The 16,389-nt window shown below is 45.5% G+C and carries 16 protein-coding genes and 1 other annotated feature; of the genes, 10 read left to right on the forward strand and 6 right to left on the reverse strand.

The genetic code is table 11. The features are described 5' to 3' along the window. The first annotated feature begins 123 nt into the window (after positions 1-123). Both AB4Z17_RS09630 and AB4Z17_RS09635 read left to right on the forward strand, forming a co-directional pair. On the forward strand, positions 124-873 hold the full coding sequence (locus tag AB4Z17_RS09630; protein ID WP_441959502.1) for a response regulator transcription factor: 750 nt from the start codon (positions 124-126) through the stop codon (positions 871-873). Continuing rightward, positions 870-2,606, forward strand: coding sequence for a sensor histidine kinase (locus AB4Z17_RS09635; RefSeq protein ID WP_441959504.1), 1,737 nt, complete (start codon positions 870-872; stop codon positions 2,604-2,606). The genes AB4Z17_RS09630 and AB4Z17_RS09635 overlap by 4 nt, the downstream gene beginning before the upstream one ends. 44 nt (positions 2,607-2,650) lie before the next feature. On the opposite strand, the gene AB4Z17_RS09640 is transcribed toward AB4Z17_RS09635, so the two are convergent. After that, entirely contained in the window at positions 2,651-3,838 is a 1,188-nt protein-coding gene (locus AB4Z17_RS09640; protein ID WP_441959506.1) for an aminotransferase class I/II-fold pyridoxal phosphate-dependent enzyme, read from the reverse strand. A 52-nt stretch (positions 3,839-3,890) separates the two neighbouring features. Beyond that, positions 3,891-4,128, reverse strand: a binding site (T-box leader). Between the two features lie 243 nt (positions 4,129-4,371). Here AB4Z17_RS09640 and AB4Z17_RS09645 point away from each other — a divergent pair. Continuing rightward, entirely contained in the window at positions 4,372-5,061 is a 690-nt protein-coding gene (locus tag AB4Z17_RS09645) for a class I SAM-dependent methyltransferase (protein ID WP_441959508.1), read from the forward strand. Between the two features lie 103 nt (positions 5,062-5,164). Continuing rightward, positions 5,165-5,503, forward strand: a complete 339-nt coding sequence (locus tag AB4Z17_RS09650; RefSeq protein WP_441908034.1) for a hypothetical protein — start codon at positions 5,165-5,167, stop codon at positions 5,501-5,503. Between the two features lie 164 nt (positions 5,504-5,667). Here the strand turns inward: AB4Z17_RS09650 and AB4Z17_RS09655 are convergent, their stop codons facing one another. From AB4Z17_RS09655 to AB4Z17_RS09675, 5 genes are all read right to left on the reverse strand, one after another. After that, entirely contained in the window at positions 5,668-5,883 is a 216-nt protein-coding gene (locus AB4Z17_RS09655; RefSeq protein ID WP_441959510.1) for a hypothetical protein, read from the reverse strand. A 243-nt stretch (positions 5,884-6,126) separates the two neighbouring features. Further along, positions 6,127-6,807: an S-layer homology domain-containing protein gene (locus AB4Z17_RS09660; RefSeq protein WP_441959512.1), complete on the reverse strand. Its 681-nt coding sequence runs from the start codon at positions 6,805-6,807 to the stop codon at positions 6,127-6,129. Positions 6,808-6,879: 72 nt separating this feature from the next. Continuing rightward, positions 6,880-8,079, reverse strand: coding sequence for an MFS transporter (locus tag AB4Z17_RS09665; protein WP_441878590.1), 1,200 nt, complete (start codon positions 8,077-8,079; stop codon positions 6,880-6,882). Positions 8,080-8,118: 39 nt separating this feature from the next. Then, the gene (locus tag AB4Z17_RS09670; protein WP_441959514.1) at positions 8,119-9,246 is read right to left on the reverse strand and encodes a Gfo/Idh/MocA family protein; all 1,128 of its coding nucleotides are present in this window, start codon (positions 9,244-9,246) and stop codon (positions 8,119-8,121) included. Beyond that, the gene (locus AB4Z17_RS09675; protein ID WP_441908038.1) at positions 9,239-10,072 is read right to left on the reverse strand and encodes a sugar phosphate isomerase/epimerase family protein; all 834 of its coding nucleotides are present in this window, start codon (positions 10,070-10,072) and stop codon (positions 9,239-9,241) included. The genes AB4Z17_RS09670 and AB4Z17_RS09675 overlap by 8 nt, the downstream gene beginning before the upstream one ends. A gap of 358 nt (positions 10,073-10,430) precedes the next feature. On the opposite strand from AB4Z17_RS09675, the gene AB4Z17_RS09680 reads away from it, so the two are divergent. From AB4Z17_RS09680 to AB4Z17_RS09705, 6 genes are all read left to right on the forward strand, one after another. Beyond that, a complete protein-coding gene (locus AB4Z17_RS09680) occupies positions 10,431-11,831 on the forward strand; it encodes a stalk domain-containing protein (RefSeq protein WP_441959516.1) in 1,401 nt (466 codons plus the stop codon). 19 nt (positions 11,832-11,850) lie between these two features. Beyond that, the gene (locus tag AB4Z17_RS09685; protein ID WP_441908040.1) at positions 11,851-12,714 is read left to right on the forward strand and encodes a phosphate ABC transporter substrate-binding protein; all 864 of its coding nucleotides are present in this window, start codon (positions 11,851-11,853) and stop codon (positions 12,712-12,714) included. Positions 12,715-12,879: 165 nt separating this feature from the next. Then, a complete protein-coding gene (gene pstC, locus AB4Z17_RS09690; RefSeq protein WP_076268798.1) occupies positions 12,880-13,842 on the forward strand; it encodes a phosphate ABC transporter permease subunit PstC in 963 nt (320 codons plus the stop codon). Positions 13,843-13,856: 14 nt separating this feature from the next. Further along, positions 13,857-14,747 carry a phosphate ABC transporter permease PstA gene (gene pstA, locus AB4Z17_RS09695; RefSeq protein ID WP_430056169.1) on the forward strand — a complete coding sequence of 297 codons (891 nt, stop codon included), beginning with the start codon at positions 13,857-13,859 and terminating at the stop codon, positions 14,745-14,747. A gap of 272 nt (positions 14,748-15,019) precedes the next feature. Continuing rightward, complete coding sequence (locus AB4Z17_RS09700; RefSeq protein ID WP_441959518.1) at positions 15,020-15,511, forward strand: DUF1648 domain-containing protein; 492 nt, start codon at positions 15,020-15,022, stop codon at positions 15,509-15,511. 94 nt (positions 15,512-15,605) lie between these two features. Next, entirely contained in the window at positions 15,606-16,382 is a 777-nt protein-coding gene (locus tag AB4Z17_RS09705; protein WP_441908043.1) for an exonuclease domain-containing protein, read from the forward strand. The last annotated feature ends 7 nt before the right edge of the window (positions 16,383-16,389 follow it).

Here is a 16,389-nt window from a genome sequence, read left to right on the forward strand (position 1 = left end):
CCTCTTACCCAATCATAAGGATTCCAATTGAACAGCGTACAAACGGAATCATAACAGCAGCTTAATTTTTTTCAATTTTGTTCAACAGATGTTAAGGTTGGTGTGCTAGCATAAAACGGGGTGATGAACATGAACAAAATTGTCATAGTGGAAGATGAACCTTCTATTGTAAAAATGCTGCAGCTGGTGCTCCAAAAGGAAGGCTTTCAGCATATCCATACGGCAGGAACCTGCCAAGAAGCTCTCGATACGATCGCTCGTTACGGAGCCGATATCGTGCTGCTGGATGTGATGCTGCCCGACGGCAGCGGATTTGAGCTTTGCTCAAAAATTAGACAGCTGGGCAATCCGCATATCTTATTTTTAACCGCCAAAGCATCCGATCTCGATATATTGACCGGATTTGCGATGGGCGGCGATGACTATATCACGAAACCATTTAATCCATTGGAGATTGCCGCTCGCATTAAAGCAAGGCTGCGCCGCATGGAAGAGGCGGAATCACTTCCACCGCATTCAACATTCGCTTCGTCAATATCTGCTGCCTCTACCCCTCATCAAACCTACCGTTATGGCCGTTTTCAGTTAAATGAAGCAGCTGGGGAATTATTAGTAGATAATCAGCCGGTATCATGCCCTGCACAGGTTTTTCAGCTGCTGCTGTATTTCTGCAAAAACCCCGGCATCGTCTTCTCGAAAGGCCAGCTTTATGAAGCGGTATGGGGCATTGACGGATTAGGGGACGACAACACGGTTATGGTTCACATCAGGCGAATTCGCGAGAGGATTGAATATGATCCCAGTATGCCGACGCATCTGCTTACCGTTCGTGGCCTCGGCTACAAATTAGTTAAGGAGCCTGTAAGCCTATGAAGGTTCAACGCCGAATGGCCTTTCATTTTACATATCAGCTCGTCGTCTATTCCATTCTCATATTCGTTGCGATGATCGTGCTGTTTCTTGTCCTTATTAATAAAATTACGAACGAGGATCTCAAACGGAACTTTCCCGCCGGCGCGCTTAGTYCCATTGTCGCGGAAACCGACTATTCGAAAAAAGAGATTAAGATGTCGAAGCACTGGAAGGAGCTCATTGAAGAGCGTGATATGTGGCTGCAAGTCGTGGACTCCAAAGGGCAGGTTATTTATTCCGTCCATTCGCCGAAAGAGCAGCCGACTTCTTATTCGATTACGCAGCTTTTAGCCATCCAGCAATCCGAAAAATCCGGCATTTATACCGTCGATAACGAGCTCGATCTGACGTACTCTACTCCGCTGCTCTTTCTTCTTGGTTACAAAAATCCGCAGCAAGAGAAGCTGACTGCATGGTATATGGCATACCAGCAGAATGGTCTAGTAAATGAGGCATATAAGAATGACCTGCTCACTGAGCTAAGGAAAACGAACAGCTATTTGCTAATCGTCGACCAAGAAGGCAAAAGTGTTCAAACGATTGGAGATCAGACTTCAGCTATCGATGTATATGAACCGCTGGAAGTGCTGACTATGCAGCAAAAGCCTGGTGATTATGATACGAACATCTTTGTGTATCAGCCTGAAAATAGTGATATGACTTGGATTTTGCACACGCCAAATGAACAAATAACGTATACGAAGCAGCCCATCCTATCGGAAGCCATACGTATCTTCATTTGGATAGGCGGCTCGCTGCTCTTGCTCTCCCTTGCTATCTCCATTTGGCATGGCTATCGCTATGGTCAGCCGCTCATCCTATTCGCCGGCTGGTTCGAGCGGATGGGCAATGGACGGTACGACGAGGTGCTTACGCCAAAGGATCGCAAAAAAGTATTCCGCCGCAGCGGCAAGCTGCGTATTCGCTACCGCCTTTACCGGGAAGTGATTGCGGCTTTCTACCAAATGGCCGAGCGGCTGGCGCAAACGGAGAAGGATCGGCGCCAGCTTGAGAAAACGAGAGAGGAATGGATGACTGGCATTTCGCATGATTTGCGCACGCCGCTCTCTACCATTCAAGGCTACGGCTATATATTGGAAAGCTCCCCTGCGCAGTGGAGTGATGAAGAGCTTCAGGACATGGGCAAAATGATTCGTGAAAAAAGCAGCTATATGCTGGAGCTTATGAATGACTTTTCGCATATTTATCAAATAAAGCATGGAACCGTCCATATGGATCGACATGAATTTGAGCTTGGCGAGCTGGTTAGACGCTCAGTACTCAAATATGTGAACGATGCTACGCTTGCCGAGGTAGACTTCCTTTATGAGGGAGACGAGCTGCCTGTCAGCCTATATGGCAATCCAAAGTGGATGCAGCGGCTAATGGATAATCTGCTTTCGAACGCCGTGAAACATAATCCTACAGGCATAACCGTTACGGTAACCTGCGGCATGCTGAATGATGATGCCTACATTCGCGTCTCCGACAACGGGAGAGGCATGGACGAGGCCACTGTCAACAAGCTGTTCGAAAGATATTACCGCGGAACGAATACGGAAGAATCAAGCAGCGGCACTGGCCTTGGCATGAGCATCGCCAAAATGATCGTAGAAGCACATCAAGGACGAATCGAGGTGCGCTCTGCGATTGATGAAGGCACCTCGATCAGTATTTATTTTCCAAGCGATTGATCCACTCGTCCGAGCCGTGAGGGAGCCTATGCTGGCTCCCTTCTTTATTTCCCGGACATACCGGGTGTCCTCAAGCAGCGATCCATACGCTCAAGCGCTTCGTTAAGCCTTGATACAGAGGATGCGTAGGAGCAGCGAATGAAGCCCTCTCCTCCAAGGCCGAACACATGCCCAGGCACTGTAGCAACACTGGCATCAAACAATAGCTTTTGCGCAAATGCATCGGAAGTAAGTCCCGTATGCGCAATAGAAGGGAAAGCATAAAACGCGCCCAGCGGCTCATGGCAGGGCAGGCCAATTTCCCTTAGGCCCTTAACAAACATCCGTCTGCGCTGCGCATAAGCCTCAATCATCCTATCCTTTTCATCTAATCCATTGCGAAGTGATTCTATCGCCGCAACCTGCCCAATAATTGGTGCGCACATGACGGTATACTGATGAATTTTGAGCATCGCTGCGATCAGCTCCGGATGACCGCAAGCATAACCGATTCTCCACCCTGTCATTGCAAAAGCTTTGGAGAAGCCGCTTATAAGCAGCGTTCTGTCCCGCATGCCTGGCAGTGAAGCGAAGCTTACATGTTTCGCATCGTAGGTCAGCTCCGCATAAATTTCATCGGATATAACGATTAGATTATTTTCTTCCACGACCTTAGCAACAGGAAGCCACTCTTCATAGGTCATGACAGCCCCTGTCGGGTTGTTCGGATAATTTAAAATAAGCACCTTCGAGTGCGGAGTAATGACGGCTTTCAAGGCTTCTGCCGTTAGCTTGAAATGATCCTCAGCGAACGTTTCAACCTCAATGACCTTGCCGCCATTTAACTGCGCGATCGGCGCGTAGGCAATATAGCTAGGAACAGGAACAATAATTTCATCCTCTGGCGATATTAACGCCCGCAGTGCAAGATCAATGGCTTCACTGCCTCCAACGGTAACAAGCACTTCATTCGATGGTTCGTATTTCACTTGGAACCCATTGTATAAATAGTTGGCGATTTCTTCTCTAAGCTCAATAAGCCCTGCATTTGAAGTGTAGGAGGTTTTGCCCTGCTCAAGCGCACGGACGCAAGCCGCTCTTACATGCTCAGGCGTAACAAAGTCAGGCTCTCCAACGCCAAGCGAAATAATATCCTTATTGCCTTCAGCCAGGCTAAAAAATTTACGAATGCCCGAAGGCGGAATTTGCTGCACCATTGGTGAAATCATTTTGCTCATCGACCATGTCTCCATTACTTTTCCTCCTAAAATATGGATAAAAAACAAAAAAAGAGACCCATCCCTATAAAGGGACGAGTCTCTACCCGTGTTACCACCCTAGTTTCACGCCAAAAGCGCGACACTCTGCTCATGTATCTAGCAATACATGTTCCCGTTAACGCTGGAAATGCGGCAGAGCTTACTCTCGTTCAGCCTGCTTCTCGGAGATGGCTTTCCGCTACTACCCGAACGTTGGTTTTCAGCTGCCCCAACTCTCTGTTCGATCAGGCCCATAACGTACTCTTTCTCGTCATCGAATGTAAAAGCTATTAACTTGCCATATGTGTTTATCAGTGATCTTAAAATTTTACCAATCGTACCATCAAAAACTCGGATGCGCAATACCCATTTTTTAACGGATTGAAATCGATTCATTCATAGTTTAAAACTATAAAGTATATTCATATTATATATTTCCATTATGAAACAATAATCTATAATATACTGATTAACTCAAGTGAAAATGAAAAATCAGCACTCAGCCCACTATTCGAGGAGGCATTATTGTGAATGAAAATGTAAAAAAACAGTTTGATGCTGTCGCGCCTGAATATGATCGTCAGCGCCGCCAACTGATCCCCTGCTTTGATGATTTTTACAGCATAGCAACCAACTTGGTTCACTGTGATAGCGATGCCCCGTGCATACTCGATTTAGGTGCCGGAACAGGGCTTTCCTCATCTATGATTCGCAACAAATACCCAAATGCCAATCTTACTCTTATCGATTTAAGCGAAGAAATGCTAAAGGAGGCGCAATCTCGCTTCGGAGCTGACCCATCAGTCAGCTATATAGCTGCTGATTATTCAAGCTACCCTTACACAGAAAAATACGATGCCATCATCTCCTCCTTGTCCATCCATCACTTATCGCATCCAGCAAAACGCGGCTTATTTCATACCGTTCATCAGCTTTTAAAAGAAGGCGGCAGCTTCGTTAATGCTGATCAAGCAGCGGGTACAACCGCTTATTGGGATCAATATTATATGTCGCAATGGACAACAGCCATCCGGCAAAGCGGTTTAACCACAGGCGCAATCGAAGCGGCCATCCAGCGCCGAAGCGTCGACATTAATGCCACTGTAGAGGATCAGCTTAGATGGCTGAGTGAGGCAGGTTTTGTTCATTCCGACTGCGTATATAAAAATAATGGCTTCGCTGTTTTTGCAGCATTCAAACATAAAACCAGTTCCTAACCGAATGGGACAAAAACACAATAATTACAAATTGCTTGCAATCCCCTTAATTCCTAGTATAATACTAGGTATATAAACAAAACGGAGATTGGAGCTGACCAGCATGACTTATTCCGAGAAACAAATTGCAGCAACATGGGTTGATGATTATTTGGATCTTTATAACTTTGCTGTAATGATCGGAGATGCAGAGTGGCAGCAACAAATCCTTCAAAACCTGCACGCCAAAGATAATCATATCCGCCTTGAAATCGAGCATGGCATTCGTGTCGATCTATGGCTTCGCTTCGATCAAATCAATCGTAAAATGCTTGATATTTACGAGCAGCTTCGGAATGCGCATAATTCGGAGCAGCAGATTCAGCTAAGAGAAAAGGTTTGGGAGTTTAAGCTTCAACGGGTGATGATCGCCAGCAAGCTGAAAGCCCACTATGCGTTATAAGGCGAAGGTTCGAGGCGCAATGGTGAAGGTCTAGAAATAAAAAAAAGCCTGCATGCAGTTGGCTGCTCTGCTTAGCTATGTAGGAAAAAACGATATACGACGGCATGCCGCGAACAGCTCTGCCGATTATACTAACCTCTATGAATGGTCAGATTCATAGATGATTACATCGATACTTGCTCCATGTCACGCATCATTTGCATCATCATCGTGGACATTTCGTCACATTCCTGCATCTTCATCATCATCATGTTCATATCCATGTTGTCCATCATTTTCATTTCCATCATCATGTCCATCATCATCTTCATGGATTTCATCTTGCACATCATTTCATCCATGCACATGTTCAYCATCATTTGCATTGCCATCTTTTCCATTACCGTTCACCTCCCAAAAGTTTCCTATACAGAAGATACTACAGCCTTGAATTAATTTCAAGGCTTTTTTACATTTTTTATTGATTTTTCAAAATAAAATGTGATATAAATAAAGATTACCCTTTTATATCTTATTACTCCGCTTGGAATTATCGCGTTGCTAGGAAAAATAATTTTAAAATAAAAAGGCAGTTAATGAGGCTGAAATAACCCCTAATTAACTGCCTTTCCCTATTTCATTTTTTATTCAGCTGCTCCCTGCTCGGGTTCCGCCTTTTCCTTATGCGCCTCAATAAAGCCTTGTGTATCATACAGCATTCCTGCCGCTTCAGCACGGGTTAAAACATGCGCTGGATCAAAGTTGCCCTTCTCATCTAGAGACGCAATCTTGTATAGCAGTGAACGCTGAATAGTTCCTTGATAAGCCGTCGTAATATCCTTTTCGTCCTGGATATTAATAAACATTTTGATCATCGGATATTGACCGGTAAGCTCTAAGGCTTGAACAAGATAATGCGTGAACTGCTCTTTCGTAAGTGGCGCTTGCGGATCAATATCAGCCGGGATGTCCAAACCGTTGTAGTGTGCAATGATGAAATCCTCCRCGTACCACGCATCGTTTTTCACCTTTGTATAGAAACCATCAGCGGTAGGCGCACTAGAAAAATCAATGGCGGCTAGGCTAATTTGCGTCGTTCTCACGATCAAAGAAATGCCTTGTGCTGCCGTCAAATGATCCTCTGGATGGAATGCCGTATCGCTCACTCCTTTAATAATTCCTTGCAGCTGCAAAGCTTCAATCTTTGCTTTGCTGCCAATGTTTGCGATATCGCCAAATGGAGCCGCCGCGAAGGCTTGTGCTGCAATAGATGTAGAAAGCATGACCGCGACTGCTGTTAAGGCTAAACTCCGTCGTTTTCTCATGGTCGTTCACCTCTCCTATAACATGATGTCCATTCTCTTATTCGAACGACCATAAGACAAGAAAGGTTGCAGTTATCCAGCATGAGAGCTTATTTTGCTGCTCGTGCCCACTTCTCTGCGCAGCCGCGCAAACAGCAAGAAGAAGCCAACAATCCCGAGCGCAGCCATGACGCTGCATAATTGATACATCGCCTGCGGACCCATTTGCTCAAACACCCAGCCTCCAAGAAAACCCGCCGCAATACCTGACAAGCCTCCCCAAGTAAGGGCATAAAGCGCTTGTCCCGATGCTCTGAATTCAGCAGGCACAAGCTGTACGGCCAGCTGCGTGCCAATATAATAGTAGCCGCCAAATGTTAAGCAGTGCAGCACTTGGATATAAATAATTTGCTGAGCAGTGTCTGCGTTTGACATCAGGAACCAGCGCAAGGCGAATAGGATACTGATGACAACGAGGCATAATACCATCGTTTTTGTATTTTTTTTCAAATACCGATCAAGCAGCAAGAAGACTGGAATTTCAAATATGGATGACCAGAAGGCAGACCAACCGATTAAGGAAGCCTCTCCGCCCAATTCCTTAATATACAGCGGGATAAATGTCGTATTCATAGAGTTAGGAATGGAGATCACTAAACCTATGATTAAGAACAACAAGAAGGAACGGTTCACGAACATCGAACGGTAATTCACTTTGCCGGCAGGGGCTGCACCCTTCGCCTCGCCTTTTGGCAGCGTAAACGCAAAAGCAAGCGAGATAAGCATCATGACCGAATAAATAATCCAGAGACGCTCAATGCCAATTTGCCCAATCACAGGTCCAGCCACCAAAGCGATAAACGCCCAGCCGAGCGAGCCGAACAAGCGAAAAGCGCCGAATTTATGGTTCGTTCCTTCAATGCTGTTCAGAATGAGACTGTTGCTCTGTGAAAATAAAGGCATTTGAAAAAAGAAAAAGAACAGCATACAGGCGTAAATGATCGTATACGATTGATATAAAAAGACGAGCTGCATGACAAGCATGCTGCCAATAAGCATCACGATCAGAATTAGCCTGACATTGCGGAATCGATCGCTCAAATAACCCCATAGCGGGTTCGCGATGATGGAAACAATCGGGCCGCCGGCCATTAACGCACCAATCTCAAGCGTGGACATTCCAATAGATTGTAAATAAACGACAAAAAACGTACTGTACACAGCAATCGCGCCATATACAAAAAAGTTAAACGCTTTAATTAAATGAAATGTACGATTCTGATTCTGATTCATATCCAAGTCCCTCGTCTTGCTCTTTAGCTTAGCAATTCTTTAAAGCTGTACAGCAGAAGTACGTGCGCGTACAATAACTTCGTCCGCGCTAACCTCACGTCCAAGCTCCTCTGACATATAAATGCCTTCGCTAATGAGCATCGTATTCAGCGCGATTTCCGCTGTTGGCAGTAGCGGCACTCTGCCTTGCAGAGCTGCGATCCAGTGATGCTGAGATGAGCTGTAGGCATCCTCATTCTCATATAAGCGATTCCTGCGCAGGTCCATCATATCAAGGTCCAGCGTACTGTCCATATCCATATCACAAACCGTGTTATGGAAGCTGAAGGACTGAGCCCCCGGTCCTGTCTGCTCGTTCGGCAAGCGTACGCCACCCTTGGAACCAGCGATACTGCTGCCCTCGAAGCCGCCAAGATGAACAGCCCACGCTTCAACGATATCAAGCGTCAAACCACCGCTGAACCGAATCAAGCCTGTAGCCAGCTCCTCTACATCAAAGCCGCTTTGTTCCCTTCTCTCTTGCAGCATATCCGTCTCTTGATAAACTTTCCCTGAAATTCTTTCAACCTGCGGGTTGCCTAATAAATAGAGCAGCTGTGCAATGTGATAGACGCCCATGTCGAGCAGAGCGCCGCCTGCCGCTGTTTCCTTGCGCGTAAAATAAGGCGTGCCATAACCGTCAACAAACGGTCGATTCCTTCGGCGAAAGCCTGACGAGCGGGCATGGTACAGCTTGCCCAGCATGCCGCCATCAATTAATGTTTTGGCAGCTTTCGTATCTTTACCATATAACGTGTAGAGCTGCACATGCAATTGTTTTCCACATAACTTCGCAGCATCGACCATAGCCTTGCCATCGGAATAGGTTCCTGCAATCGGCTTCTCACAATAGACATGCAAGCCCGCCTGCAGCGCTGCAATCGTTACCGGCGCATGGAAATTGTTGTGCAGGCACACGTCGACCGCGTCCAAATCATCGCGCTTCAGCAGCTCTCTAAAATCAGAGTAGGCATGAGGTATATCATAATGCTCAGCAACTCGTTTAGCTTCCGCTTCATTTAAGTCGCATACAGCAACAAGCTCAGCACTAGCGATATTTTTATACTTTTCGATATGCATTTTTCCAATTTGTCCTACGCCTATAATGCCAATTCGTATTTTATTCATAGTGCTGAGCCCCTCTGCCTGATTGTTGATCTGCCTCGATCAGAAGCTTCTTCACCTTCGTTATAAGCAGCTCCGTTTCTACGTATTGATTTTTTGGCGCATTATATTCTACTCCCCAATATCCCTTGTACCCTGATTCTTGCAGCATATGAATCGTCTCCAAAGCATGCGTACCGTCAGCAGTTTCTTCGTCAAAATGGGTATGGTACGCCCAAGGCGCAACGATGCGGTCTCCTTCTGCTTGATTCTCCTTCCACCGGCCTAAATGAACAAGAAAACCAAAGGCTGGATGATCAACTGCCTCTGCGAGACGTTTCATCTCATTTGGATTTAGTGACGCACCCATATGGTTCTCTGGTCCAATTAGAAAGCCATGGTCAGCCGCATATTGGGAAAATTCCTGGTATCTTTTTACCGTATATTCAAATTGCTCGTCGCTCATTGCTTCCCAGTCCTCGTAGCTGCCTCCCGTATCAATACGGACGGTTTCCGCGCCTAAAATAACGGAAGCTTTCAAATGAAGGAGAGCATTGTCATACAAATGCTGTCTCATTTCCTTGTCTGGGTCCCACAAATGAGCACCGTCGATCGCAAAATTAACGACCCGCATTTCTTTTTCATCGAGCGCCTCGCGTATTTTGCGAATATAGCTTTCATCGGCCAGCTTCATAATAGGCTTGCTGCTGCGATCTATAAAAAAGCCATTCCACAAATCGACCACATCCATCCGATACCGGAATTTTACCGTTTCCAAATATCCGAAAATATCCATTTTCCCTTCCAAATACGTGTTGTTGAATGAATAGCCTCCGATTGAAATGTTCATTGATTGGTCCTCCTATAAGTGAATAGATTTGCGAGCATACCCCCATTATAAACCTCGTTCAAAAAAGACCATGGTGCACTTTCTTCTTATAGTGGGGTAAATTTCTACTATTTCCTACTTAAAAGAAGGAGAATTGGATTTAGGTGGTAATCTGTCTATCTTTACAAATTCGATACAATTTCTAAATATTGGGATGATAATTCATTGTTATGATCAGGTAGAAATAAACGATTCGCTACAAAATGTATTGATCTAGCGCTGCCTGGGAGGGATCAAGCCAACCGTATATACTGACCGAGTATGCCTTGGATTGTATTAATAAAAAAAAATACCCATTTGAGAAAGGTGACCCAATTCCATGCAAATGAAAAAAGCAATGGCAATCTCGATGATCGCAGCAGCAATTAGCGCTTCAGCAGTTACTCCGGTATTCGCACAAACCGCTTCAGTAAAGCAAGCTGCACAAATTAGCACAGCAAGCTTTCTAGTAAATGCTAATCCAGTAACCGTTCGTACCGTCGTAGACGGCGGCGTTACACTCGCTTCTGTTCGGGACATGACAAATGCGATCGGCGCGACTCTTCACATCAACAGCGATCATACGGTAGTTGTAAAGTTTGGCGACAAAACGCTGAAGCTAAAAATCGCTGCAAAAACAATTAACATAAACTGTGTTGCAACTRCACTTCAGCATCCAGCTATTGAAGTGGCTTACTCCACTTTCATCGAGCCTGCTGCATTCGTTGAAGCACTTGGCGGCACTTATGAAGACAACAACATACATACGGTTCAATTGCTTGATAGCGCTGAGCATGCAATCTGGGTTAATTCCAAACAGCTTATCGTATCGAACACGGCTGGCGAAGGCCGCGAAGATTTCTTAGTTGATGCTGTTACTGGAAAATATGAGCTGCTTCTAGCATCCTCTGACACTTCCGATCTTATTTTGTCTCCTGATGGCAAAAGTGTAGCTTACTCCGATGCAAACGGTGCGGTATTCACCATCGATCTGAGCACAAAACAAGCGAAACAAGTAAGTACGGACAACTCGATCAAAAATGAGCTTCAATGGTCAAAAGACGGATCTTCCATCTTCTTCTTACAAGGAGACAAAAGCTCTGTCATCGCCAAGCTTGCTATAGCTGACGGCAAAGTATCCAAAGTATTGGAAGATAAAGTAGATTACAAGGCAAACCTTGAAGTATCTGCAGACGGCACTAAATTCGCTTTCTACGTCTTCAAGCAGCCAAAAGTAACAGCTGACAGCAGCAAAGACGTTGAGCTTGATGATGTTGCTATTGATGCAACAGGCACTGAGCCGCAAATCTACTTCTATAATTCTACAGTTGGCGATAATAAGCCTGTACAGCTTACAAAAGAAGCAACGGATAAAGTTTTCCTTAAGCTGGCAGCAGACGGCTCCAAAGTAAGCTATGTTAGCGTAAGTTCAGACGAAGCAAGCGTTGGTCAGCTCGTAACGGTGGACAATACAGGCAAAGCAAGCACGCCTCTCTTCGCTGACAAAGACGTTTACCAATTAGTTCAAGGCGGAAGTAAGCTCTATCTGCTCACAGCTGACGGAAACAGCACTAACGCAATCTACGAGATTGACAGTACTACAGGTACGAACAAACTTGTGCAAACCGTATCGGACAGCGCAACAGAATTAGTCGTATCGGACAGCTCCGATTTTGCAGCACTTATTGATGGTCAATTGGCAGTATCCGTTCAAGGCAAATGGAAAAACATCACAAACTAATTAATGGAGGTCATTCCTAATGAAATGGTTTAAACAATTAACAATCGCAGCGCTTATCGCTGTTATCGGCTTCAGCTCCGTTCCTGCATCAACACCTACGGCTACCGCAGCTAGCAAGCTTAGCGGCAAAATTGTCATCAACGGCTCCTCTGCTCTTCTGCCGTTGACACTTCAAGCATCAAGCGAGTTTAAAAAATTGAATCCAAAAGTAAAAATCTCAGCTTCCGCAGCTGGATCGATTACTGGACCGCAAGCTGTACGCAAAGGCATCGCAGACATCGGAGCAGTTGACTGGGATGCATCCAAAGACGTTCCAGGCTTCAAGAAATTCGAAGGCCAAGTTGCTCATAAAGTAGCTATCATTCCTTTCGCAGCTGTTGTTAACAAAAACGTAACTGCAACAAGCCTAACGACTAAAGACTTGCAAGGCATCTTCTCCGGTAAAATCAAAAACTGGAAAGAAGTTGGCGGCAAGGATGCTGATATCATCGTTGTAAACCGTACTTTCGGTTCCGGTACTCGTGTTAACTTCCAAGACAAAGCGCTTGATGGAACAGATTTCATGAGCAAAGGCGACAACTACAAAGAAGTAAAAACAAGCGGCGACATGAAGTCCGCAATTGAAACAACTCCAAACGCTATTGGTTACATGGACCTTGCTTATGTAACAGACAAAATGACTGCTGTAAAAATCAACAACATCGAACCAACTGAAGCTAACGTTATTAACGGGAAATACAATGTATGGGGCTATGGCTACTATATGACAAAAGGCGAGCCAACTGGCGCTACAAAGGAATTTATTAAATACGTACAAAGCACAAAATTCCAAAATGGTTCGCTTAAAAAGCTTAAATTCATTCCGATCTCAGCTATTAAATAGTTAAAAACAAGAGGAGCGGTCGGCTTGCGCACAAGAGCGCTTAAGTCGATCGTTCTTTTCTTTCATCGCATGAATCGTTATCCCCATTTATATTTTATTGCGAAACAAGCTTAGCTACCCCCTAGACAGCTAAGGCGGGGTTTCGCACAGAGGAGCCTATAATTTATGTTGGAGTCCACTCATGCTGCAAGGCAGCCGCGTCTATCTTCTGAGCTCGGCAGCGCGATCTTGACTGGCAGCAGCAAGCCGTTTGACCGGAGATCGCGCTTGTTTTTCACGAATCGTATGTTTCGTTACTTGTGCATAGCAGCAGCCGGTTTTGTTTGCCTCATTCTCTTACTCATTTTGCTGCTTATGTTCCGTACCGGCGTTTTGACATTCGGCAACATTTCACTAGCAGATTTCTTCTTTTCCACGGAATGGAATCCCGAAAATGAGCAATACGGCGCGCTTATTTTCATATTCGGCACCTTTGCCCTGACCGCTTTGACGCTGTTAATCTGCGTCCCTATTTCCTTAATCATTGCAGTATTTCTGTCTGTCTTTGTACCGCCGTGGCTTAAAAACATGCTGCGTCCGGTTCTTGACCTGCTCGTCGGAATTCCGTCCGTCGTTTATGGCTATTTAGGCTTGACCGTTCTTATTCCTCTGATTCGAAATGTTACCGGAAGCGGAATGGGCGATGGGCTGCTTGCGGCAGCGCTCGTGCTTACAATTATGGTTCTGCCTACTGTAAGCCGTATAAGTGATGACGCCATTAGCGCAGTACCAGCCAAATTCAGCGACGCTTCCTATGCGTTGGGCGCTACTCGTTTTCAAACTGTATGGAGAGTACTGCTTCCTTCGGCCAAAAGCGGAATCATGTATGCTGTTATTCTCGGCATGGCGCGTGCAGTCGGCGAGACGATGGCTGTCGTTATGGTTATTGGCAATACGCCTCAACTGGCAGACAGCTTGCTCAAGCCTACCTCCGTACTTACGAGCAACATCGTTATGCAAATTTCGAATGTTCCTTTTGATTCCACTTGGAACTATGCGCTCTACTTAATGGGCTTCTTGCTCCTCGTTATTTCGCTGCTTATGATCGTTGCCATTCGCTGGCTTCAAAGAAAGGGGTCGCAAGTATGAAACAAGCTTTAGATATGAACCCATTAGCAAACCCCTTTAGCAGCAAAAAAGGACTTAATCGCTTTAAAGATCGCTTGTTTACAGGTATTGTTTGGTCGTTAGGCATTTTAATCATCGCTTTTATTTTTGGCCTTCTTTTTCTAATTCTTCAGGACGGTCTTCCAAAAATAACATGGGATTTCATATTCGGCTTGCCGAGCGAAATTGAAGAAGGCGGCGGTATCGGCCCCACTCTGCTTAACTCCTTCTACATCTTATTTATCTCTTTGCTCATCTCTATTCCGCTCGGAATGGCAGCTGGCATTTATTTGGCCGAATTTGCACCCGACAATAAGCTCATCGGCTTCGTACGCATTTGCGTGGAAGGACTCGCTTCCGTGCCGTCTATCATTTTCGGCTTGTTCGGTATCGCTCTATTCGTTGAATACTTCGAGATTGGCTTGACCATCCTTGGCGGTGCAGTCAGTCTAGCTTTTCTTAACTTGCCAGTACTAACCCGCGTAACAGAGGAGTCCATTCGCGCTGTACCGAAAGAGCTGAAGAGCGCTTCCTTTGCACTTGGCGGCACGCATTTGCAGACTATTACTCGCGCACTTATTCCGGCTGCGCTTAACGGCATCATTACAGGGATCTGCCTTGTTGCCGGTCGCGCATTCGGCGAAAGCGCCGTAATCATCCTAACTGCTGGTGTTACGACATCCGGTGAAATGTGGGATTTCAGTCTCTTCTCGCCTGGTGCTACACTTGCCGTTCATCTGTGGTATGTACAATCCGAAGCCATTGTTGGCGACGCTCAAGAGATTGCTCAAAAAGCGGCAGCCGTGCTCGTTTTCGTGGTCCTGCTGATCAACTTAGTGTTCCGTATCCCGCTTTGGCTGAATTCCCGCCGTATGAAACGCTCTTAGAAAACTAAGCGGCTCAAGCTAAAACGCCTTCGGCGTCCTTTGGAAGCTGAAGCAGCTTTGACGGAGAAATATAAGCCTTCTATAAATATCAAACTTATAAATTCTTATATTTGAACAAATAAGTGATCGAGCAACTCCAGTCTTAGCCCTCCCCCGGCCTAGGCTGGAGTTTCTTATTTGGAAAATTACTGTAAACAAGGTTACTTTCCGCAAAGCCATACGCTATAATTAATGAGTATGCACATGACTAGAGATAAGGTGGTGCTGCCACTATGGCGAATTTACCTAAGCTTACGATTGCAAAATCAAATCTTGAAAGATGGCATGATGGAATATCGGTTCTACTCCTGCTCTCGTCCGTCATCTATTTAATTGTAAAATGGCCTGATCTTCCGCAAACGATTGCCATTCACTTTAACGGGAGAGGCGAGGCTGACGGATGGGGAAGCAAAGCAGCACTCGTCATTTTACCGATAATCTCATTCCTATTATTTGCTGGGCTTGCGCATTTACGCAAAATCCCTCATCAATTCAATTACATGACCACCATTACGGAGCAAAATGCCTCTTACCAATACAAGATCTCCATCCACCTGCTAAGCTGGGTCAAGCTTGAAATTGTAGCATTATTCACTTATGTGCAATGGGCGGCTATTCAATATGCATCCGGAGGCGTCTCTTCGCTTGGCGTATGGCTGCTTCCTGTGATCCTCGTCATTCTTATTGGCACGATTGTCTTTTATGTGATGAAATCAAAAAAATAAACCTGCTGCGGCGTTCTACCATATTGTAGTTTCCATCTGGATAACTTTTTCTGATAGAATGAATAACACAGGCTATCTATCGGAGGTTAAGATTTTGGACTACATTATATTGGATATTGAATTTAACGGACGAAAATTTGCAAGCGAATTACCTATGGAGGTTATTGAAATTGGCGCGGTTCGTCTCAATCGTTCACTTGAACAGGTAGATGAATTTTCCGCATTGATCAAACCGATCTATTTCTCCAAGCTGAACAGCTTCATTAAGAAAAAAACAGGCATTCCACAGGAAGACATCGACGTAGCAAGCCGTTTCCCGAAAGTAATCGGGGATTTCACCGCATGGCTCAAAAAAAGCGACTCCTTCCTGCTGTTCACTTGGGGCGGCGAAGATTTAAAGAGGATCGTCTACGATACGCGGATGCATAAGCTCGATGACAGCTTCTGGATGGCTGCCGATTATTTCGACCTCTTGAAGGGTTACATTCGCTATAAGAACGTAACGAACGATGTCAGCGTCGAAGCTGCGCTCATTGATCTTGAAATCACAGCTGAAGGCTCAGCGCACCGGGCACTCGATGATGCTCGTATGACGGCTGAGGTATTCCGCAAAATTTTTGGCGAGCTGGATTTCGAGCTTAAGCAGCAGTTCAAGGATATGTACACGAATGCAAAGGAACGCAGAATGGTTAAAAACGCGATTCGCTCTATGAACGCGCAAAAGATCGTTCCACAATGGGAAGTTTTCGCGGAACGTTATTTAGCGGGCAAAGCCTCATTCGAGGATGTAAGAAAAGTGACGGAGCTTCAGCAGTATTTTGACGCAGAACTCGAGAAAGCTGGGAAAACTTCAGCTGGACAAGCCGGATAGCCGCAAG

The sequence above is a fragment of the Paenibacillus sp. TAF43_2 genome (assembly GCF_052113545.1).
In the GTDB taxonomy this organism is placed as follows: Bacteria; Bacillota; Bacilli; order Paenibacillales; family Paenibacillaceae; genus Pristimantibacillus.